Source organism: Burkholderia stagnalis (assembly GCF_902830275.1).
Taxonomy (GTDB): Bacteria; Pseudomonadota; Gammaproteobacteria; order Burkholderiales; family Burkholderiaceae; genus Burkholderia; species Burkholderia stagnalis.
On sequence record NZ_CADESW010000002.1, the window covers coordinates 559,655 to 578,517 of the forward strand.

At 69.3% G+C, this 18,863-nt stretch carries 17 protein-coding genes and 1 pseudogene; 14 read left to right on the plus strand and 4 right to left on the minus strand.

Annotation, left to right across the window (positions count from 1 at the left end; translation table 11 throughout):
• Positions 1–74: 74 nt before the first annotated feature.
• Positions 75–1,253 (minus strand): MFS transporter, encoded by a 1,179-nt coding sequence (locus HWY45_RS06575; protein WP_059566161.1) that lies wholly within the window; start codon positions 1,251–1,253, stop codon positions 75–77.
• A 146-nt stretch (positions 1,254–1,399) separates the two neighbouring features.
• On the opposite strand from HWY45_RS06575, the gene HWY45_RS06580 reads away from it, so the two are divergent.
• The 8 genes from HWY45_RS06580 to lnt all read left to right on the plus strand — a co-directional run bounded on the left by HWY45_RS06580 (position 1,400) and on the right by lnt (position 9,688).
• A complete protein-coding gene (locus tag HWY45_RS06580; protein WP_059566082.1) occupies positions 1,400–2,332 on the plus strand; it encodes a LysR family transcriptional regulator in 933 nt (310 codons plus the stop codon).
• 251 nt (positions 2,333–2,583) lie between these two features.
• Complete coding sequence (gene miaB, locus HWY45_RS06585) at positions 2,584–3,957, plus strand: tRNA (N6-isopentenyl adenosine(37)-C2)-methylthiotransferase MiaB (protein WP_059802197.1); 1,374 nt, start codon at positions 2,584–2,586, stop codon at positions 3,955–3,957.
• A 26-nt stretch (positions 3,958–3,983) separates the two neighbouring features.
• On the plus strand, positions 3,984–5,030 hold the full coding sequence (locus HWY45_RS06590; RefSeq protein WP_059879855.1) for a PhoH family protein: 1,047 nt from the start codon (positions 3,984–3,986) through the stop codon (positions 5,028–5,030).
• 131 nt (positions 5,031–5,161) lie between these two features.
• Complete coding sequence (gene ybeY / locus HWY45_RS06595; RefSeq protein ID WP_059879858.1) at positions 5,162–5,941, plus strand: rRNA maturation RNase YbeY; 780 nt, start codon at positions 5,162–5,164, stop codon at positions 5,939–5,941.
• A 15-nt stretch (positions 5,942–5,956) separates the two neighbouring features.
• On the plus strand, positions 5,957–6,589 hold the full coding sequence (locus HWY45_RS06600; RefSeq protein WP_059566086.1) for a gamma-glutamylcyclotransferase: 633 nt from the start codon (positions 5,957–5,959) through the stop codon (positions 6,587–6,589).
• A gap of 57 nt (positions 6,590–6,646) precedes the next feature.
• Entirely contained in the window at positions 6,647–6,796 is a 150-nt protein-coding gene (locus HWY45_RS06605) for a hypothetical protein (protein ID WP_170304051.1), read from the plus strand.
• Positions 6,797–7,065: 269 nt separating this feature from the next.
• Positions 7,066–7,953 carry an HlyC/CorC family transporter gene (locus HWY45_RS06610; protein WP_059566087.1) on the plus strand — a complete coding sequence of 296 codons (888 nt, stop codon included), beginning with the start codon at positions 7,066–7,068 and terminating at the stop codon, positions 7,951–7,953.
• A 49-nt stretch (positions 7,954–8,002) separates the two neighbouring features.
• Positions 8,003–9,688, plus strand: coding sequence for an apolipoprotein N-acyltransferase (gene lnt / locus HWY45_RS06615; RefSeq protein ID WP_059879861.1), 1,686 nt, complete (start codon positions 8,003–8,005; stop codon positions 9,686–9,688).
• Positions 9,689–9,765: 77 nt separating this feature from the next.
• On the opposite strand, the gene HWY45_RS06620 is transcribed toward lnt, so the two are convergent.
• Positions 9,766–11,403: a tetratricopeptide repeat protein gene (locus tag HWY45_RS06620; protein WP_059879974.1), complete on the minus strand. Its 1,638-nt coding sequence runs from the start codon at positions 11,401–11,403 to the stop codon at positions 9,766–9,768.
• A 285-nt stretch (positions 11,404–11,688) separates the two neighbouring features.
• Between HWY45_RS06620 and glyQ the strand changes: the two genes are divergently transcribed.
• From glyQ to HWY45_RS06645, 5 genes are read left to right on the plus strand one after another with little or no spacing between them, the layout of a single operon-like run.
• On the plus strand, positions 11,689–12,693 hold the full coding sequence (glyQ, locus tag HWY45_RS06625) for a glycine--tRNA ligase subunit alpha (protein WP_081059656.1): 1,005 nt from the start codon (positions 11,689–11,691) through the stop codon (positions 12,691–12,693).
• 17 nt (positions 12,694–12,710) lie between these two features.
• The gene (gene glyS, locus HWY45_RS06630; protein ID WP_059879863.1) at positions 12,711–14,810 is read left to right on the plus strand and encodes a glycine--tRNA ligase subunit beta; all 2,100 of its coding nucleotides are present in this window, start codon (positions 12,711–12,713) and stop codon (positions 14,808–14,810) included.
• A 13-nt stretch (positions 14,811–14,823) separates the two neighbouring features.
• Entirely contained in the window at positions 14,824–15,387 is a 564-nt protein-coding gene (gene gmhB / locus HWY45_RS06635) for a D-glycero-beta-D-manno-heptose 1,7-bisphosphate 7-phosphatase (protein ID WP_059566091.1), read from the plus strand.
• 43 nt (positions 15,388–15,430) lie between these two features.
• Positions 15,431–16,195 carry a lysophospholipid acyltransferase family protein gene (locus tag HWY45_RS06640; protein WP_059566092.1) on the plus strand — a complete coding sequence of 255 codons (765 nt, stop codon included), beginning with the start codon at positions 15,431–15,433 and terminating at the stop codon, positions 16,193–16,195.
• A 46-nt stretch (positions 16,196–16,241) separates the two neighbouring features.
• Positions 16,242–17,135 carry a M48 family metallopeptidase gene (locus tag HWY45_RS06645; RefSeq protein ID WP_059566093.1) on the plus strand — a complete coding sequence of 298 codons (894 nt, stop codon included), beginning with the start codon at positions 16,242–16,244 and terminating at the stop codon, positions 17,133–17,135.
• 82 nt (positions 17,136–17,217) lie between these two features.
• Here HWY45_RS06645 and gloA read toward each other — a convergent pair whose 3' ends face one another.
• A complete protein-coding gene (gene gloA, locus HWY45_RS06650) occupies positions 17,218–17,607 on the minus strand; it encodes a lactoylglutathione lyase (RefSeq protein WP_059566094.1) in 390 nt (129 codons plus the stop codon).
• An 80-nt stretch (positions 17,608–17,687) separates the two neighbouring features.
• On the opposite strand from gloA, the pseudogene HWY45_RS06655 reads away from it, so the two are divergent.
• Positions 17,688–17,930: pseudogene (locus tag HWY45_RS06655) on the plus strand (EamA family transporter); the annotation flags it as partial.
• A 95-nt stretch (positions 17,931–18,025) separates the two neighbouring features.
• Here HWY45_RS06655 and rsmA read toward each other — a convergent pair.
• Positions 18,026–18,853, minus strand: a complete 828-nt coding sequence (gene rsmA, locus HWY45_RS06660) for a 16S rRNA (adenine(1518)-N(6)/adenine(1519)-N(6))-dimethyltransferase RsmA (RefSeq protein WP_059566096.1) — start codon at positions 18,851–18,853, stop codon at positions 18,026–18,028.
• Between the last annotated feature and the right edge of the window lie 10 nt (positions 18,854–18,863).

Below are 18,863 nucleotides of genomic sequence, written 5' to 3' on the forward strand. Positions count from 1 at the left end.
CGGGCAAACGAAGTTATCTTCACACCGTTATCAGCATCGCGGAGGAATGCGTTCCGCCACGGTCCGTTCCCACGCTATTGCGCCGTCGCGCGCGTTGCACGCTGCGCCGGGCCGCGCGCATCGAGCCGCGCCGCGAGCCACGTGACGGCGAGCGCCGCGCCGGTCACCGCGGCCGCGACCCACGGCAGCGCATCGAGCGCGACGCCGTGGCCGAGCGCGAGGCCGCCGAGCCACGCGCCGCCCGCGTTGCCCACGTTGAACGCGCCGATGTTGAGGGTCGACGCGAGATGCGGCGCGCGCGCCGCCTTCTCGACGACGCGCGCCTGCAGCGGCGGCACCGTCGCGAACGCCGCGATCCCCCACACGAACACGGTCACGGCGGCCGCGACCGGCTGGTGGCTCGTCTTCGCGAACACGGCCATCACCGCGATCAGCGCGACGAGGATCGCCATCAGCGACGGCATCAGCGCGCGGTCGGCGAGCTTGCCGCCGAGCGTGTTGCCGATCGTCAGGCCGGCGCCGAACAGCACGAGGATCAACGCGACCGCGCGCGGCGAATAGCCGGCCACGCTTTCGAGGATCGGCGCGATATAGGTGAACACGACGAACACGCCGCCGAAGCCGAGCACGGTCATCAGCAGCGCGAGCCACACCTGCGGCTCCTTCAGCACGCGCACTTCGCGGCCGAGCCCGATCGGGCCGCCGTCGTGGCGGTTCGGCACCCATGCGGCGATGCCCGCGAGCGACGCGACGCCCAGCGCCGCGACGATCCAGAACGACGCGCGCCAGCCGAGCAGCTGGCCGACGAACGTGCCGAACGGCACGCCGAGCACGTTCGACAGCGTGAGGCCCGTGAACATCAGCGCGATCGCGCTCGCGCGCTTGTCGGCCGGTACGAGCGACGCCGCGACCACCGCGCCGATCCCGAAGAACGAGCCGTGCGCGAACGACGTGACGACGCGCGCGACCATCAGCATCGCGTAGCCGGACGCAATCGCGCACAGCACGTTGCCTGCGATGAAGATCGCCATCAGCAGCTGCAGCGCGGTCTTGCGCGGCATGCGGCTCGTCAGCACCGCGAGCAGCGGCGCGCCCGCCGCGACGCCGAGCGCGTAGCCGGTCACGAGCAGGCCGGCCGACGGCAGCGACACCGCGAGGTCGCGCGCGACCTCGGGCAGGAGACCCATGATGATGAATTCGGTGGTGCCGATGGCGAAGGCGCTGATCGCAAGCGCCAGCAACGGGACGGGCATGGTGTTCTCCGGGAGCGGCGGTCGCGGCGCCGCAACGGTGCCGCGCCGCACAAGATGACGGGACGTGCGCGCATTCTCCGGAATCCGCCGATTTTTGATAATTGGCGTAGCATTTGAATCATTTTCAAAAATTATTGGAAAACCGGATGGACCGACTGGGCGATATCCGGCTGTTCGTCGAGGCGGCGGAGCTGGGCAGCCTGTCCGCCGCCGGGCGCAAGCTGAACCTGACGCCGGCCGCCGCGAGCGCGCGTCTCGCCAAACTCGAGGCGCAGGTCGCGACCCGCCTGTTCGAGCGCTCGACGCGGCAGCTGCGGCTCACCGACGAGGGCCGCCTGTACCTGAACTGCTGCCGCCAGGCGCTGCAGGCGCTCGACGATGCGGATGCGATGCTGCAGGCGGGCCGCAATGTCGTCGGCGGCAAGGTGCGGCTGTCGTCGACGTCCGATTTCGGCCGCAACCAGCTGCTCGCCTGGCTCGACGCATTCACCGCGCGATATCCGGACGTGACGTTCTCGCTGACGGCGGCCGATTCCTCGTTGAACCTGTGGCAGGACGAGATCGACCTCGCGATCCGCTTCGCCGCGCCGCCCGACAGCGCGCTGATCGCCCGCCGGCTCGCCGCGAACCGGCGCGTGCTGTGCGCGTCCCCGGCGTTCGTCGCGCGGCACGGCACGCCGCGCGATCCACACGATCTGGCCCGCTTTCCGTGCATCGTGATCACGCTCGCATCCGGGCCGCTGAACGCGTGGCGCTTCACGCGCGACGGCGAGGTGCAGACCTACACGGTGCCGCTCGCGAACGCGTTCGAGACGAACGACGGCGGCCTCGCCCGCGAGTGGGCGCTGCGCGGCCACGGGATCGTGCAGAAGTCGATCTGGGATGTCGCGGACGACGTGCGCGCGGGGCGGCTGCGCGTGCTGCTGCCCGAGTGGCGGCAGGACGACGCGCCGCTGCATGCGATTCATCACAGCAGGCGCTACATGGCGCCGCGCGTGCGCGTGCTGCTGGATTTCCTCGTCGAACGCTTCGCGCGCGAGGAGGCGGCGCTCGACGACCTGCTGAACGCGTGCCGCTGAGCGCACCGCGGCCGGAGGATGGCCGGTGGGTCACGGGGTCCGAACGCAGCCGCGCCGGCGTCGCGCCGCCGCAACCGGCCCCCCGCCCGGGGCGGTGCGAAAAGCTATAATAAAAGGCTTTCCCGACGGCTTTTTCCCGCGTGCGCTCCCGCGCACATCCCCGCGCATCACGTGCCCGGGGCCGGACGACGGCCGTCCCGATTCACCCTTGACGACGCCCCCAGGTCAACCACTGCGAACGGCGAATCCCCATGACCAAGAAAGTTTACGTAAAGACCTTCGGCTGCCAGATGAACGAGTACGACTCGGACAAGATGGTGGACGTGCTCAATGCCGCCGAAGGCCTCGAAAAGACCGACACCCCCGAAGACGCGGACATCATCCTGTTCAACACCTGCTCGGTGCGCGAGAAGGCGCAGGAGAAGGTGTTCTCCGACCTCGGCCGCGTGCGCGAGCTGAAGGAAGCGAACCCTAACTTGCTGATCGGCGTCGGCGGCTGCGTCGCGAGCCAGGAAGGCGCGTCGATCGTGTCGCGCGCACCGTACGTCGACCTCGTGTTCGGCCCGCAAACCTTGCACCGCCTGCCGCAGATGATCGACGCGCGCCGCTCGAGCGGCCGCGCGCAGGTCGACATCACGTTCCCCGAGATCGAGAAGTTCGACCACCTGCCGCCCGCGCGCGTCGAGGGCCCGAGCGCGTTCGTGTCGATCATGGAAGGCTGCTCGAAGTACTGCAGCTACTGCGTGGTGCCGTACACGCGCGGCGATGAAGTGTCGCGCCCGCTCGACGACGTGCTGACCGAGGTCGCGGGCCTCGCCGACCAGGGCGTGCGCGAAGTCACGCTGCTCGGCCAGAACGTGAATGCGTACCGCGGCGCGCTGACGGCCGGCGCGAGCGAGATCGCCGATTTCGCGACGCTGATCGAATACGTCGCCGACATCCCCGGCATCGAGCGGATCCGCTACACGACGTCGCACCCGAAGGAATTCACGCAGCGCCTGATCGACATGTACGCGAAGGTGCCCAAGCTCGTGAGCCACCTGCACCTGCCGGTGCAGCACGGCTCCGACCGGATCCTGATGGCGATGAAGCGCGGCTACACGGTGCTCGAGTACAAGTCGGTGATCCGCAAGCTGCGCGCGATCCGCCCCGACCTGTCGCTGTCGACCGACCTGATCGTCGGCTTCCCCGGCGAGACCGAGGCCGACTTCGACAAGATGATGGCGCTCGTGCACGAGATGAGCTACGACACGAGCTTCTCGTTCATCTACAGCCCGCGCCCCGGCACGCCGGCCGCGAACCTGCACGACGACACGCCGCGCGAGGTCAAGCTCAAACGCCTGCAACATCTGCAGGCGACCATCGAGGAGAACGTCGCGCGCATCAGCCAGTCGATGGTCGGCAAGGTCGAGCGCATCCTCGTCGAGGGGCCGTCGCGCAAGGACCCGAACGAACTCGCGGGCCGCACCGAGAACAACCGGGTCGTGAATTTCCCGGCGCCGCTCGCGTCGCACCCGCGCCTGATCGGCCAGATGATCGACGTGAAGATCAATCACGCGTATCCGCACTCGCTGCGCGGCGAGCTCGTGCTCGCACACGACGACGCGAGCACGGCCACGCACTGACGTTCCACCAGGAGCCCGACGCCACTTTGAAGACCACCCAACCACTGGAATTCACCGCGCCGCGCGACGACAACGCGCGCCTCGCGAATCTCTGCGGCCCGCTCGACGAGAACCTGCGGCAGATCGAACAGGCGCTCGACGTCACGATGCAACGGCGCGGCCACCGGATCACGATCCGCGGGCGCGGCGCGAAGCTCGCGCTCACCGCGCTCGAAAACTTCTACAACCGCGCGCGCGATCCGCTGTCGGTCGACGACATCCAGCTCGCCCTCGTCGAGGTGCGCCACACGGGCGGCAACGGCCGCGTCGAGGACACCCTCGACGTGCGCTTCCGCGGCGACCCCGACCATCCGTTCGACGAGCCGGTGATGCGCATCGACGACGAGGAACTCGAGGAGCCCGCGCCGAAGCTCTACACGCGCCGCGCCGACCTGCGCGGCCGCACGCCCGCGCAGCGCGAGTACCTGAAGCAGATCCTGTCGCACGACATCACGTTCGGCATCGGCCCGGCCGGCACCGGCAAGACCTATCTCGCGGTCGCGTGCGCGGTCGACGCGCTCGAGCGCGACCAGGTCAAGCGCATCGTGCTGACGCGCCCGGCCGTCGAGGCCGGCGAGCGGCTCGGCTTCCTGCCGGGCGACCTCGCGCAGAAGGTCGATCCGTACCTGCGGCCGCTGTACGACGCGCTGTACGACCTGCTCGGCTTCGACAAGACGGCGAAGATGTTCGAGCGGCAGATGATCGAGATCGCGCCGCTCGCGTACATGCGCGGCCGCACATTGAACCACGCGTTCATCATCCTCGACGAGGCGCAGAACACGACGCCCGAGCAGATGAAGATGTTCCTCACGCGGATCGGCTTCGGCTCGAAGGCGGTCGTCACCGGCGACACGAGCCAGGTCGACCTGCCGCGCGCGCAGAAGAGCGGTTTGATCGAGGCGCAGCAGGTGCTCGGCGGCGTGCGGGGCATCGCGCTCACGCGCTTCACGAGCGCCGACGTCGTCCGGCATCCGCTCGTCGCGCGCATCGTCGAGGCGTACGACGAGTTCCACGCGCAGCACAAGGACGCCTGACGCTCTCGCGCGTCGCCCCGGCCCGCCCGATGGCGCGCCGGGCTTTTTTTCGGCCGCGCGGCGAGCGGTCGAATTCGGGTGGGATCGGCCGTTTGGTGTATGCTCATCGCGTTCCAATTGCCCGACGCGTCATGAAATCGTCCCGCTCCAGCAAGTCCGCCCGTGCCGACAAGGCCACGTCCGAAACACCCCGCCTTTCCCTGTTCGACGCGAAAGGCAAGGTCAGGTCCATCGATGCATCGGGGCTGCGGATCGACTTTGCCGACGGCCGCAGCCTGATGTTCGACCTGTCGGGCAGCTCCGGCGAAGCCGCCGTCGCGATCGTCGCGCAGCACACCGATCCGGCGATGCGCGCGAAGCTCGCGCTGCAGCCCGAACACTACGACAGCGTGACGCTGCACGTCGGCGCGGAGCCCGCGCCGCGTGACGTCGGTGCCGACGGCGAACCGCTTCGCGAGCCCGAGCTCGACCTCGCCGTCCAGTACGGCGACGGTCTCGACGCCGCCGCGCGCAAGGCGCTCCCGAAGCGCAAGCTAATCGCCGAATGGATCGCGCCCGCGCTGTTCGCCGATGCGCAGCTCACCGTGCGCTTCGTCGGCGAGGAGGAAGGCCGCGCGCTGAACGACAGCTACCGCCACAAGGATTACCCGACCAACGTGCTGACCTTCGCGTACGACGACGCGCCGGACGGCACCGTGATCGGCGACCTCGTGCTGTGCTGCCCGGTCGTCGAGAAGGAAGCGCACGAACAGGGCAAGCCGCTCGTCGCCCACTATGCGCACCTGCTCGTGCACGGCGCGCTGCACGCGCAGGGCTACGACCACGAAACGAGCGACGAGGACGCGGCCGAGATGGAAGCGCTCGAAGTCGACATCCTCGCCAAACTGGGCTTCCCGAACCCGTACCGTTAAGCCGGGCCGTCACCGATGCGCAACGCCGCCCCGCTCCCGCCTGCGTACCCGCCGTCGATCGGCGAGGGACGGCTGCTGACGGAAGACGAGCTCGCGGCGTCGCTCGCGCACACGATGCGCGACTGGGACGGGCAGCGCGATCTGTGGCTGTTCGGCTATGGATCGCTGATCTGGAACCCCGGCCTGCCGACCATCGACGCGCTGCGCGGCAAGGTGCACGGCTACCACCGCGGCCTGTACCTGTGGTCGCGCGTGAACCGCGGCACGCCGGAGCGCCCGGGCCTCGTGCTGGCGCTCGACCGCGGCGGCTCGTGCAGCGGCATCGCGTTCCGGCTCGCCGGCGCGACCGCGCAGCCGCACCTCGAAACGCTCTGGAAACGCGAGATGCCGATGGGCTCGTACCGGCCCGCATGGCTGCCGTGCTCGCTCGAGAACGGCGAACGCGTGCAGGCGCTCGCATTCGTGATGCGCCGCGACGCGCCGACCTATACCGGCAAGCTGACGGATCCCGTCGTGAAGGAAGTGTTCGGCTGCGCGGCCGGCCGCTACGGCACGACGCTCGACTACGTGAGCCGGACCGTCGACGCGCTGCGCGCGAGCGGCATTCCCGACCGCGCGCTGGAAGGGCTGCTCGCGCGCTGCCGGTAACGCCGCGCGGCGCCGCCCGCCGGCCCGCCGCCCTGTTCATCTTCGAAGGAGGCCGCGATGAAACTGCCGGGCTCGCCACGCTTCAAAGCCGCCGCACTGATCGTCGCCGCGGCCCTGTCGTTGTCCGCCTGCGGCGTGCTCGGCTGCGGCGGCGCCGCCGCGAACGGGATCGCCGCCGGCGGCTGCTCGGCCGGCATGCGGTTCTGAGCGCCGTTCCGGCATGCCTGCGCCCGGCGGCCAATCGTCGCAGCGGCCGGCTGCCGCCCCGGATTTTGACCACCGCTGCCTCGCCGCGCCTTTCTGAGATAGGATGGAAAGCAAGGGACGGCGCGGCGCCGAGCCGGTCCGTCCCCGAGCGGGGCCCGCGCGGCTGCCCGCCCTGGCCGGACGGCCGGGTGACACGGCCGCGCCATGCCCTTGGTGTATCCTTGCCAATTCCGTGACAGCGCGCCCCGACATGAGCCGGGCGCACCACCATGAACGATTCGTATCCCAGTCGAAAGTCCAACGACAAACCGCATGAAAAGCGCTCGCTGCTCGAGCGCCTGACCGACTTCATCTCGCCCGAGCCCGAATCCCGCGGCGAGTTGCTCGAAATCCTCCAGGACGCGCACGAGCGCAACCTGATCGACGCCGATTCGCTGTCGATGATCGAAGGCGTGTTCCAGGTTTCCGACCTGTGCGCGCGCGACATCATGGTGCCGCGCGCACAGATGGACGCGATCAACATCGCCGACAAACCCGAGGATTTCATCCCGTTCGTGCTCGAGAAGGCGCACTCGCGCTACCCCGTCTACGAAGAAAACCGCGACAACGTGATCGGCGTGCTGCTCGCGAAAGATCTGCTGCGCTTCTACGCGGAAGAGGAGTTCGACGTGCGCGGGATGCTGCGCCCCGTCGTGTTCATTCCGGAATCGAAGCGCCTGAACGTGCTGCTGCACGACTTCCGGGTCAACCGCAACCACCTGGCGATCGTCGTCGACGAGTACGGCGGCGTGGCGGGCCTGATCACGATCGAGGACGTGCTCGAGCAGATCGTCGGCGACATCGAGGACGAATACGACTTCGACGAGGAAGCCGGCAACATCATCGCCGCGCCGGACGGCCGCTACCGCGTGCGCGCGCTGACCGAAATCGAGCAGTTCAACGACGCGTTCGGCACCGATTTCTCCGACGACGAAGTCGACACCATCGGCGGCCTGATCACGCACCATTTCGGGCGCGTTCCGCATCGCGGCGAGAAGGTGCAGCTCGGCAACCTCGTGTTCGAGATCCAGCGCGGCGACGCGCGCCAGGTGCACGTGCTGCTGGTGCGCCGCAATCCGCTCGCCAGCCGACGCGCCGAAACGTCGCACGAGGACTGACCGCCGCGCGGCGTCACTTTCAACCACCGCTTCGCCATTTTCGCTTCGCATGGACGATCCGATCCCGTCCCGCCCGGCTGGCGGCCTTTTCGCGCCGGCGCCCGGCCGCACGCTGCCGCGCTGGCACTACCCCGCCGCGCTGCTCGCCGGCGCGGCCAATACCCTGACGTTCGCGCCGACGCCGCATGGCGGCTGGCTGCAGCTCGCCGTATTCGTCTGGTTTTTCGCGCAGCTCACGCGCACCGCAAGCTGGCGGAGCGCGGCGCTGACGGGCGGCGCGTTCGGCTTCGGCAACTTCATCAGCGGCATCTGGTGGCTCTACATCAGCATGCACGTGTACGGCGAGATGGCCGCGCCGCTCGCCGGCGGCGCGCTGGTGCTGTTCTCGCTCTACCTGTCGCTGTACCCGGCGTTCTCGGCCGGGCTGTGGTCGTTCTGCGCGGGCCATGCGTGGCACCGCCGCGCCCCCGACCCGCGGCCGTTCGCGCCGACCTGGCACGGCGCATTTGCGTTCGCGAGCGCCTGGGCGCTCGGCGAGTGGCTGCGCGGCACGCTGTTTACCGGCTTTCCGTGGCTCGCGAGCGGCTATCCGCAGGTGGACGGCCCGTTCGCGGGCTTCGCGGCGATCGTCGGCGTGTACGGCATCGGCTGGGTGCTGGCGCTGTTCGCCGCGCTGGTCGTGCAGGCGCTGGCCGCCGCGCGCCCGTCGCCCGCGCGGGAGACGAGCGCAGCCGGCAAGCGGCCCGTGCGGATCGCCGCGCCGGCCGGCGTCGCGCTCGCGCTGGTGGCCGCCGGCATCGCGCTGTCGCAGGCGGCGTGGACCGTGCCCGCGAACGCGCCGCTCGACGTCCGGCTGCTGCAGGGCAACGTGAAACAGGACATCAAGTTCGAGCAGGAAGGCATCGACGCGGCGATCAAGATGTACCAGCAGATGATCACCGAGAAGCCGGCCGACCTGATCGTCACGCCGGAAACCGCGATCGCGGTGATGATCCAGGAACTGCCCGAGCCGTTCGCGCGCGCGGTGCGCAAGTTCAGCGACGGCACCGGCACGTCGGTGCTGTTCGGCGCGGTCGGCGCGTCGGTGACCGACGACGGCCGCTACGTCGACTACACGAACAGCCTGTACGGCGTGACGCCGAATTCGCGCGACATCTACCACTACGACAAGCACCACCTCGTGCCCTTCGGCGAATTCATCCCGTGGGGGTTCCGCTGGTTCGTGAACCTGATGAAGATGCCGCTCGGCGATTTCGCGCGCGGCGCGCCGGTGCAGAAGCCGTTCCTCGTGCGCAACCAGCCGGTGATGGCCGACATCTGCTACGAGGACATCTTCGGCGAGGAGATCGCCGCCACCATTCGCGACAATCCGCAGCCGCCCGGCGTGCTCGTCAACGTGACGAACCTCGCGTGGTTCGGCGACACGATCGCGCTCGACCAGCACCTGCAGATCGCGCGGATGCGCGCGCTCGAGACGGGCCGGCCGATGCTGCGCGCGACCAACACCGGGATGACGGCCGCGATCGACGCGCGCGGCCGCGTGCTGGGCCAGCTCAAGCCGTTCACGATCGGCTCGCTCGACGTGCGCATCGAAGGCACCAGCGGCTTCACGCCCTACGTGACGAGCGGCAACAACACCGTGCTCGCGGTGTCGTTCGTGCTGCTCGCGTTCGGGTTCACGTTCGGGCCGGGGCGGCGGCGCAACGGCAAGCCGGCGCGCGGCGGGCAGGCGTGACGTAGCCGGGTTCCCGCGGCCGTCGCTCACGCGACCGGCGGCGGGAACCCGGCCCGGCAGCATGGCCGGACCTTCGATCAGGCGCGCCGCGGCGCCTGCTCCGCCATCTGCCGCAAATCCCGCGCAACCGCCTCCATCACCGCCCCCCACTCGCCGAACGCCGGCTGCCGGTACAGCGTCGCGCCCGGATACCACGGGCTGTCGCGCCGCTCGAGCAGCCACGGCCAGTGCGGATTCACGTCGAGCAGCACCCACGTCCGCGCGCCGAGCGCACCGGCCAGATGCGCGACCGACGTGCACACGGTGATCACGAGATCCAGTGCGCCGATGAACGCGGCCGTGTCGTCGAAGCTCGCCAGTTCGGCGGTGTGATCGGCGATCGGCAAGCCGGCCGCGCGTGCGGCGGCGACATCGGCCTGCGCGCCCGGCTGCAGCGAATGGAACGCGACACCGTCGATCCCGCGGAACGCCTCCACGTAGCGCTCGATCCCGACGCGCCGGAACGGGTTGCGCTGGTGCCCCGCGCTGCCCGTCCAGACGAGTCCCACCTTGAGCCGCCTGTCCCCACCCAGCCGCGCGCGCCACGCATCGCGCGCATGCGCATCGGCCCGCAGATACGGCACCGACGACGCCAGCGTCGCATCGCCCGTGCCGAGCATCAGCGGCAGGCTGATCAGCGGCACTTCATAGTCGAACCGCGGCAGCGCATCGACGCCGCCGCCCGCGCTGAAAACATCCGCATGCGCGCCGAGGCTGCGCTGCATCAGCGCGCCCATCTGCGGAAACGTGTTCCATGCCAGCCGCCCACCCTCGCGATGCACGCGCTCGGCAAGCGGCGCGACGAAGCGGCAGAACTGCAGCACGTCGCCCATCCCCTGCTCGCCCCAGACGAGCAGCGTCTTGCCCGCCAGCGGCTCGCCCCGCCAGCGCGGGCCGGGCAGCGCCGGCAGGCGGCCGCGCAACTCGCCGGAGCCGTCCCAGCGCGCCTCGTGCTCGCGCCAGCCGGCCGCATAATCGCCGCGCACGAGATGAATGATTGCGAGGTTGAAGCGATACGACGCATCGCCGGGCGCCAGTGCGCACGCGCGCGCCGCGTAGCGCTCGGCGTCGTCCCAGCGCTGCGCCTCCTTCATCGTCAACGCGACGTTGTTCATCGCGAGCGCATTGTCGGGCGCGATCGCGACGAGCCGTTCCGCGCACGCGAGCGCGCCCGTCAGATCCTGCCCGGCCAGCCGCGCGACGACGAGGTTGATCCACGCCTGCGCGTCGTGCGGATCGACGTTCACCGCCTCCTCGAGCAGCGCGACCTCCTCCGCGCGATCGCCGCCCGACAGCCGCAGCGCGATCGCCAGGTTGTTGCGCAGCGACGGCAGGTCGGGCTCGCTCGCCAGTGCGGCGCGATAAGGCGCGACCGCTTCGGCGTGGCGGCCGTCCATCTGCAGCGCGTAGCCGAGGTTGAACCGGGCGGCCGCGTTCGGATGCAGGCGTGCGCACCGGTCGGCGAGGGCAACCGCATCGGCCGTGCGCTGCCGCCCGGCGAGCGCGATCGTGAGCCGTGCGAGCGATGCCGTGTCGACGGCGTGCAGATGCGCGGCGGCGGCGAGCCATAGATCATGTGCGGCGTGCTCGCCGCGCGCCTGCGCGTCGGCGGCCCGTTCGAGCAGCGCGAGCAACGGCGGCAGCAGCGGAACCAGGAAGTCGTTCGAATCGTCCATGCGGTCGGAAACGGTAAGGGCACGTTCGCGCGCGTGCCGCGCGAACCGGAATACGCGCATCTTAGCGCCCGCGCGACCCGATGCGGCACCTGCCGGCGCATGCGCGAACCGCGCCGCCGGCCGGAGCTCGATACGCGTTCGCCGCCGTTCCGGCCGCACCCCGCGCCGATCCGGTAAAATTGCACGTTTCAGCACACTAACAAGCCGCGCCGCCGCGCGAGCCGACCCTCCGGGCCCGCCCGGAGCGCCGCCCGCAACGGAGCGCCAGCGCCACGAAGGCTCTTCATGCTTACGTTTCAGCAAATCATCCTGACGCTGCAGTCCTACTGGGACAAGCAGGGTTGCGCTCTGCTCCAGCCCATCGACATGGAAGTCGGCGCGGGCACCTCGCACGTCCACACGTTCCTGCGCGCGGTCGGCCCCGAGCCGTGGCGCGCCGCGTACGTGCAGCCGTCGCGCCGGCCGAAGGACGGCCGCTACGGCGAGAACCCGAACCGCCTGCAGCACTACTACCAGTACCAGGTCGTGCTCAAGCCGGCGCCGGAGAACATCCTCGACCTGTACCTCGGCTCGCTGGAAGCGCTCGGCTTCGACCTGAAGCAGAACGACGTGCGCTTCGTCGAGGACGACTGGGAGAACCCGACGCTCGGCGCGTGGGGCCTCGGCTGGGAAGTATGGCTGAACGGCATGGAAGTGACGCAGTTCACGTACTTCCAGCAGGTCGGCGGCCTCGACTGCAAGCCGGTGCTCGGCGAGATCACCTACGGCCTCGAGCGCCTCGCGATGTACCTGCAGAAGGTCGAGAACGTCTACGACCTGATCTGGACCGAATGGGAAGAACAGGGCCCGGACGGCCCCGAACTGCGCCGCCTGACCTACGGCGACGTCTACCACCAGAACGAAGTCGAGCAGTCGACGTACAACTTCGAGCACGCGAACGTCGACCTGCTGTTCACGTTCTTCAACAGCTACGAAGCGGAAGCGAAGCGGATGATCGACGCGCAGCTCGCGCTGCCCGCATATGAGCTCGTGCTGAAGGCCGGCCACACGTTCAACCTGCTCGACGCGCGCGGCGCGATCTCGGTGACCGAGCGCGCGGCGTACATCGGCCGCATCCGCGCGCTGTCGCGCCTCGTCGCGCAGGCGTATTACGAATCGCGCGAGAAACTCGGCTTCCCGATGCTCGGCAACCCGCCGGGCGTGCCGGGCCTCACCTCCGATGCCCAGGAAGCCGCGCAGCCGGCCTGGGTGCCGCCGCTGAAGGCCGAACGCAAGATCGATCAGGACTGACGAGACTTCTTCACATCATGACGCACAATCATCCCGCCCCCCTGCTCGTCGAACTGCTGACCGAAGAGCTGCCGCCGAAGGCCCTCGCGCGCCTCGGCGACGCGTTCGCCGAAGGCCTTGCGCAGCGCCTCGCGGCGCGCGACCTGATCGAAGGCGAGCTCGTCTTCGAGCGCTATGCGACGCCGCGCCGCCTCGCCGTCGTCGTGCAGAACGTGCGCGCGGTCGCGCCGGAAAAGCAGGTCCGTGAAAAGGTGCTGCCGGTGTCGGTCGCCCTCGACGCGGAAGGCAAGCCCACCGCCCCGCTCGCGAAGAAGCTCGCGGCGCTCGGCCACCCGAACCTGTCGGTCGCCGATCTCGAGCGCGCGCAGGACGGCAAGGCCGAAGCGTTCTTCGTCAACTACGCGGCCGCCGGCGCGACGCTCGCCGACGGCCTGCAGGCCGCGCTCGACGAAACCCTCGCGAAGCTGCCGATCCCGAAGGTCATGACCTACCAGCGCCCGGACGGCACCGACGTGCAGTTCGTGCGCCCGGTGCACCGCCTGACCGCACTGCACGACAACCGCATCGTGCCCGTCACCGCGTTCGGCATCGACGCCGGCGACACGACGCTCGGCCACCGCTTCCTGTCCGACGGCCTCGTCGCGATCACGCACGCGAGCGCCTACGCGAGCACGCTGCGCGACAAGGGCCGCGTGCTCGCCCACTTCGGCGACCGCAAGGAAACGATCCGCACGCAGCTGAACGAGCACGCGAACGGCGACACCGTCGTGATGCCGGAAGCGCTGCTCGACGAAGTGACGTCGCTGGTCGAATGGCCGGTCGTCTATCCGTGCCGCTTCGAGGACGAATTCCTGCAGGTTCCGCAGGAATGCCTGATCCTCACGATGCAGACCAACCAGAAGTATTTCGCGCTGACCGACGTCGCCGGCAAGCTGCGCTCGCGCTTCCTGATCGTGTCGAACATCGAGACGAAGACGCCGGGCGAGATCGTCGAAGGCAACGAGCGCGTCGTGCGCCCGCGCCTCGCCGACGCGAAGTTCTTCTTCGAGCAGGACAAGAAGAAGCCGCTCGCGGATCGCGTGCCGCTGCTCGCGAACGTCGTCTATCACAACAAGCTCGGCTCCGCGCTCGCGCGCGTCGAGCGGCTCGAGGCGCTGGCCGGCGAGATCGCGCCCGCGATCGGCGCCGACGCGGCGCTCGCGCAGCGCGCCGCGCGTCTCGCGAAGGCCGACCTGCTGACCGACATGGTCGGCGAGTTCCCCGAGCTGCAGGGCACGATGGGCACGTACTACGCACGCCACGACGGCGAGCCGGACGACGTCGCGATCGCGTGCACCGAGCACTACCAGCCGCGCTTCTCGGGCGACACGCTGCCGTCGACGCCCGTGTCGACCGCGGTCGCGCTCGCCGACAAGCTCGAGACGATCGTCGGCATCTGGGGCATCGGCCTCGCGCCGACCGGCGAGAAGGATCCGTTCGCGCTGCGCCGCCACGCGCTCGGCGTGCTGCGCGTGCTGCTCGAGAAGCAGCTGCCGCTCGACCTGATGTCGCTGCTGCGCGTCGCGCATGCACGCTTCGCGGCCGTGCCGGAAGTCGCCGAATCGACCGACGCGATCTTCGCGTTCTTCATGGACCGCCTGCGCGGCCTGCTGCGCGAGCGCGGCTACACGGCCGGCGAAGTCGACGCGGTGCTGAGCCTGAACCCGACGCGCCTCGACGACATCGTCGCGCGCCTCGACGCGGTGCGCGAATTCACGCGCCTCGCGGAAGCCGAGGCGCTGGCCGCCGCGAACAAGCGGATCTCGAACATCCTGAAGAAATCGGAAAGCGCGGCGAACGGCGCGGTGCAGCCGACGCTGTTCGTCGAAGCGGCCGAGAAGGCGCTGCACGAGCAGCTCGCGCAGGTGACGCCGCGCGTGCAGTCGCAGCTCGAGGCGCGTGCGTACACGGGCGCGCTGTCGGCGCTCGCCGCGCTGCGCGCGCCGGTCGACGCGTTCTTCGACGGCGTGATGGTCAACGCCGACGATCCGGCGCTGCGCGCGAACCGTCTCGCGCTGCTGTCCGCGCTGCACCAGCAGATGAACTGCGTCGCAGACATCTCGAAGCTCGCCGCATAAGAAGGGCCGCACGATGCCGACCAGTCTCACCAGGAAGCTCGTCGTCCTCGATCGGGACGGCGTGATCAACGTCGATTCGGACGCGTTCGTCAAGTCGCCCGACGAGTGGATCCCGCTGCCCGGCAGCCTCGAGGCGATCGCGCGGCTCAACCATGCGGGGTATCGCGTGGTGGTCGCGACCAACCAGTCCGGCATCGGCCGCGGCCTGTTCGACATGGCGACGCTGAACGCGATGCATCTGAAGATGCATCGCGCGGCGGCAGCGGTCGGCGCGCGCATCGACGCGGTGTTCTTCTGCCCGCACACGGCGGAAGACCACTGCGACTGCCGCAAGCCGAAGCCCGGCATGATGCAGATGATCGCCGAGCGTTTCGAGATCGATCCGGATCACACGCCGGTGGTCGGCGATTCGCTGCGCGACCTGCAGGCCGGCATCGCGCTCGGCTTCCAGCCGCACCTGGTGCTGACCGGCAAGGGCAAGAAGACGCTCGCCGCGGGCAACCTGCCGCCCGGCACGAAGGTCCACGACGACCTGCGCGCGTTCGCGCTCGACTTCCTTTCACACGAACACGAGTGATGCGGCTGCCGCGCGCATCCTCCCTTACGCCAGACACACGCCGATGCGCTTCGTCCGCTCCCTGCTGCTGCTGATCTACTTCATCCTGTACACGGTGCCGTACGCGACCGCGTGCTTCATCGCCTTTCCGTTCCTGCGCGCCGACGCGCGCTACTGGATGGCGGCCGGCTGGTGCAAGTCGACGCTGTGGGTCGTGCGCTGGCTGAACGGCATCCGCTACCGGATCGAAGGCTACGAGAACCTGCCCGACGGCCCGGCCGTGCTGCTGTCCAAGCACCAGTCCGCCTGGGAAACGCTCGCGTTTCCCGCGCTGATGCCGAAGCCGCTGTGCTACGTGTTCAAGCGCGAGCTGCTGTACGTGCCGTTCTTCGGCTGGGCGCTCGGCATGCTGCACATGGTCCACATCAACCGCAAGGAAGGCAAGAACGCGTTCGGCTCGGTGATCAGCCAGGGCAGGAAGCGGCTCGCGGAAGGCGCGTGGGTGATCATGTTCCCCGAAGGCACGCGCACGCCGGTCGGCAAGCAGGGCAAGTACAAGACGGGCGGCGCGCGCTTCGCGATCGAGACCGGCGCGCCGGTCGTGCCGATCGCGCACAACGCGGGCAATGTGTGGCCGCGCAATTCGTTCACGAAATACCCGGGCGTGGTCACGGTGTCGATCGGCAAGCCGATCGACTCGGCCGGCCTCACGCCCGACGCATTGAACTCGCAGGTCGAAGCCTGGATCGAAGCGGAAATGCGCCGCATCGACCCTGGCGCGTACCGCTCGCCGGACAATTCCGCAAGGCGTAATGCCGCGCGCGTCTGAGTCACCCGGGCTGTCCCCGTTGCGCACCACAAGACGAAGCGAACTGATGAAGAAGCGTCCGCGGCCACGACCTGCCGTCGTGGCCCTCGATCATCGCCAGCTGGACCTGCCGCTCTTCGACGGGCCGGCCGCCGCGCCGTCCGCGCCCGCTGCACCGCCCGCGCCGCCTGACGCGGCGCCCGGCGCGGCCCCGGCGCCCGATCCCGCCCGCGACCGTTCGCGCGTGCGCACGTTCGCGCTCGACAGCCGGGTGCTCGAATATCGGCTGAAACGCTCCGCGCGCCGCACGATCGGCTTCACGATCGACGGCAGCGGGCTGACGATCACCGCGCCGCGCTGGGTCACGCTCGCCGACATCGAGGCGGCGATCACCGAGAAGCAGCGCTGGATCTTCGCGAAACTCGCGGAATGGAAGACGCGCACCGAGCAGCGCGCACTGCCGCAGATCGACTGGCGCGACGGCGCGCAGCTCCCGTACCTGGGCAAGTCGGTGACGGTCGCGCTCGCGTCCGATGCGGGCACCGTCGCGTTCGACGGCGACGCGCTGCGGCTCGCGCTGCCGCTGCCCGCGCAGGCCGACGCGCAGCAGATCAAGGATCGCGTGCAGGGCTGGCTGCAGGGCGAGGCGAAGCGGATCTTCGGCGAACGTCTCGCGCACTACGCGGACAAGCTCGGCGTCACGTATTCGATGTATGCGCTGTCGTCGGCCGCGACGCGCTGGGGCAGCTGCTCGAGCGACGGCAAGATCCGCCTGAACTGGCGGCTGATCCATTTCCCGATGTCGATCATCGACTACGTCGTCGCGCACGAGCTGTCGCACCTGCGCGAGATGAACCACAGCCCGCGCTTCTGGCAGACCGTCGAATCGATCTTTCCGGAATTCCGCGAAGCGCGGCATACACTCAAGCATCACCCGCCCGAGCTGCTGCCGGCGCTCTGAAAACGAACGGGCGGCGCGGGACACCCCGCGCCGCCCGTCTCGCGACGCGCATCGCGCGCGCCGCGGCCGCTTCATCCGGCGCTCAGTGCGCCTTCTTCTGGATGAACTCGATCTTGTAGCCGTCCGGATCCTCGACGAACGCGATCACGGTCGTGCCGTGCTTCATCGGGCCCGCTTCGCGCGTGACCTTGCCGCCCTGTGCCTTGATCCGGTCGCACGCCGCGTATGCATCGTCGACTTCCAGCGCCAGATGCCCGAAACCCGTGCCGAGGTCGTACGACGGGGTATCCCAGTTGTGGGTCAGCTCGATCACCGTGCCCGTGCTTTCGTCCTCGTAGCCGACGAACGCGAGCGTGAACCTGCCTTCCGGATAGTCGTTGCGACGCAGCAGTTTCATGCCCAGCAACTCGGTGTAGAACTTGATCGAGCGGTCGAGATCGCCGACTCGCAGCATCGTGTGCAGCAAACGCATTTCTTGTACTCCATGGGGACTTGCCTGAACGGCAGACTCTACCAGAGTCGGGGGGATCCCGCCGGGCGCGCCCCGCGCACACGCCGGTGGCGGTCGCGAGCCTCGCGTACCAGTCGGTGATCGTCGCGTTCGTCAGCTATCTGTCGTGGTTCTGGCTGCCGAGCCGCCACATCGCGTCGCGGCTGTCGGTGTTCACGTTCCTGTCGCCGCTGTTCGGCGTCGCGTTCGGCGTGCTGCTGCGCGGCGAATCGGTCGGCTGGCGCTTCCTGTCCGCCGCGGCGCTGGTGTCGATCGGGATCGGCCTCGTCAGCACGCCTGCGCGCGACGCGGTCCGGCATCGCCGCTCCGCACCAATGAAAAAGGCTGCCCGCCAGGGCAGCCTCGAAGTCCGGCGCGCGGCACGCACCCGCCGCGCTGGCTATCCGGCCTTGCGCACCGCCGCGAGCGCCTGCGCGACGCCGACATACTCGGCCACGCTCACGTCTTCCGCGCGGCGCGCGAGATCGAAGCCGAGCGCATCGAAATCGATCGTCTCGCGATAGTCGCCGAGCGTATTGCGCAGCATCTTGCGGCGCTGCGAGAACGCCGCCGTCACGATTTCGCCGAGCAGCACGGGATCGACGTCCGGCAGTTCGTGCGGCTCGTACGGAATCATCCGCACGATCGCCGAATCGACCTTCGGCGGCGGCTGGAACGACTCCGGCGGCACGTCCATCATCTTGTCCATCACGTAGCGGTACTGCAGCATCACGGACAGGCGCGAGAACGCCTTCGAGCCCGGTTCGGCAACCATCCGCTCGACCACTTCGTTCTGCAGCATGAAATGCTGGTCGACGACCACGTCGGCGAACGTCATCAGGTGGAACAGCAGCGGGCTGGAAATGTTGTACGGCAGGTTGCCGACGATGCGCAGCGACGGCTTGTCGCCCGCCGCCGCGAGCGCGCGGAAGTCGAACGCGAGCGCGTCGCCCGCGTGCAGCTCGAGCAGCGGGCCGAAGCGCTTCTGCAGCCGGGCAATCAGGTCACGGTCGAGCTCGACCGCATGCAGCGGCGATTCGGGCGTCGCGAGCCGCGCGATCAGCGGCTCGGTCAGCGCGCCGAGGCCCGGGCCGATCTCGACCATCCGCTGGCCGCGCGCCGGGCCGATCGTCGCGACGATCGAGTCGATCACGCCGTGATCGACGAGGAAGTTCTGCCCGAAGCGCTTGCGCGCGAAATGGCCCTGGTGCTGTCTGCTGTTCGACATCGACTGAAAA

What these genes read in the sequence shown, in the direction of transcription:
- HWY45_RS06575 (WP_059566161.1), bottom strand. Translation starts at nt 1,253, where the DNA reads ATGCCCGTCCCGTTGCTGGCGCTTGCGATCAGCGCCTTCGCCATCGGC.
- HWY45_RS06580 (WP_059566082.1), top strand. Translation starts at nt 1,400, where the DNA reads ATGGACCGACTGGGCGATATCCGGCTGTTCGTCGAGGCGGCGGAGCTG.
- miaB (WP_059802197.1), top strand. Translation starts at nt 2,584, where the DNA reads ATGACCAAGAAAGTTTACGTAAAGACCTTCGGCTGCCAGATGAACGAG.
- ybeY (WP_059879858.1), top strand. Translation starts at nt 5,162, where the DNA reads ATGAAATCGTCCCGCTCCAGCAAGTCCGCCCGTGCCGACAAGGCCACG.
- HWY45_RS06600 (WP_059566086.1), top strand. Translation starts at nt 5,957, where the DNA reads ATGCGCAACGCCGCCCCGCTCCCGCCTGCGTACCCGCCGTCGATCGGC.
- HWY45_RS06605 (WP_170304051.1), top strand. Translation starts at nt 6,647, where the DNA reads ATGAAACTGCCGGGCTCGCCACGCTTCAAAGCCGCCGCACTGATCGTC.
- HWY45_RS06610 (WP_059566087.1), top strand. Translation starts at nt 7,066, where the DNA reads ATGAACGATTCGTATCCCAGTCGAAAGTCCAACGACAAACCGCATGAA.
- lnt (WP_059879861.1), top strand. Translation starts at nt 8,003, where the DNA reads ATGGACGATCCGATCCCGTCCCGCCCGGCTGGCGGCCTTTTCGCGCCG.
- HWY45_RS06620 (WP_059879974.1), bottom strand. Translation starts at nt 11,403, where the DNA reads ATGGACGATTCGAACGACTTCCTGGTTCCGCTGCTGCCGCCGTTGCTC.
- glyQ (WP_081059656.1), top strand. Translation starts at nt 11,689, where the DNA reads ATGCTTACGTTTCAGCAAATCATCCTGACGCTGCAGTCCTACTGGGAC.
- glyS (WP_059879863.1), top strand. Translation starts at nt 12,711, where the DNA reads ATGACGCACAATCATCCCGCCCCCCTGCTCGTCGAACTGCTGACCGAA.
- gmhB (WP_059566091.1), top strand. Translation starts at nt 14,824, where the DNA reads ATGCCGACCAGTCTCACCAGGAAGCTCGTCGTCCTCGATCGGGACGGC.
- HWY45_RS06640 (WP_059566092.1), top strand. Translation starts at nt 15,431, where the DNA reads ATGCGCTTCGTCCGCTCCCTGCTGCTGCTGATCTACTTCATCCTGTAC.
- HWY45_RS06645 (WP_059566093.1), top strand. Translation starts at nt 16,242, where the DNA reads ATGAAGAAGCGTCCGCGGCCACGACCTGCCGTCGTGGCCCTCGATCAT.
- gloA (WP_059566094.1), bottom strand. Translation starts at nt 17,607, where the DNA reads ATGCGTTTGCTGCACACGATGCTGCGAGTCGGCGATCTCGACCGCTCG.
- rsmA (WP_059566096.1), bottom strand. Translation starts at nt 18,853, where the DNA reads ATGTCGAACAGCAGACAGCACCAGGGCCATTTCGCGCGCAAGCGCTTC.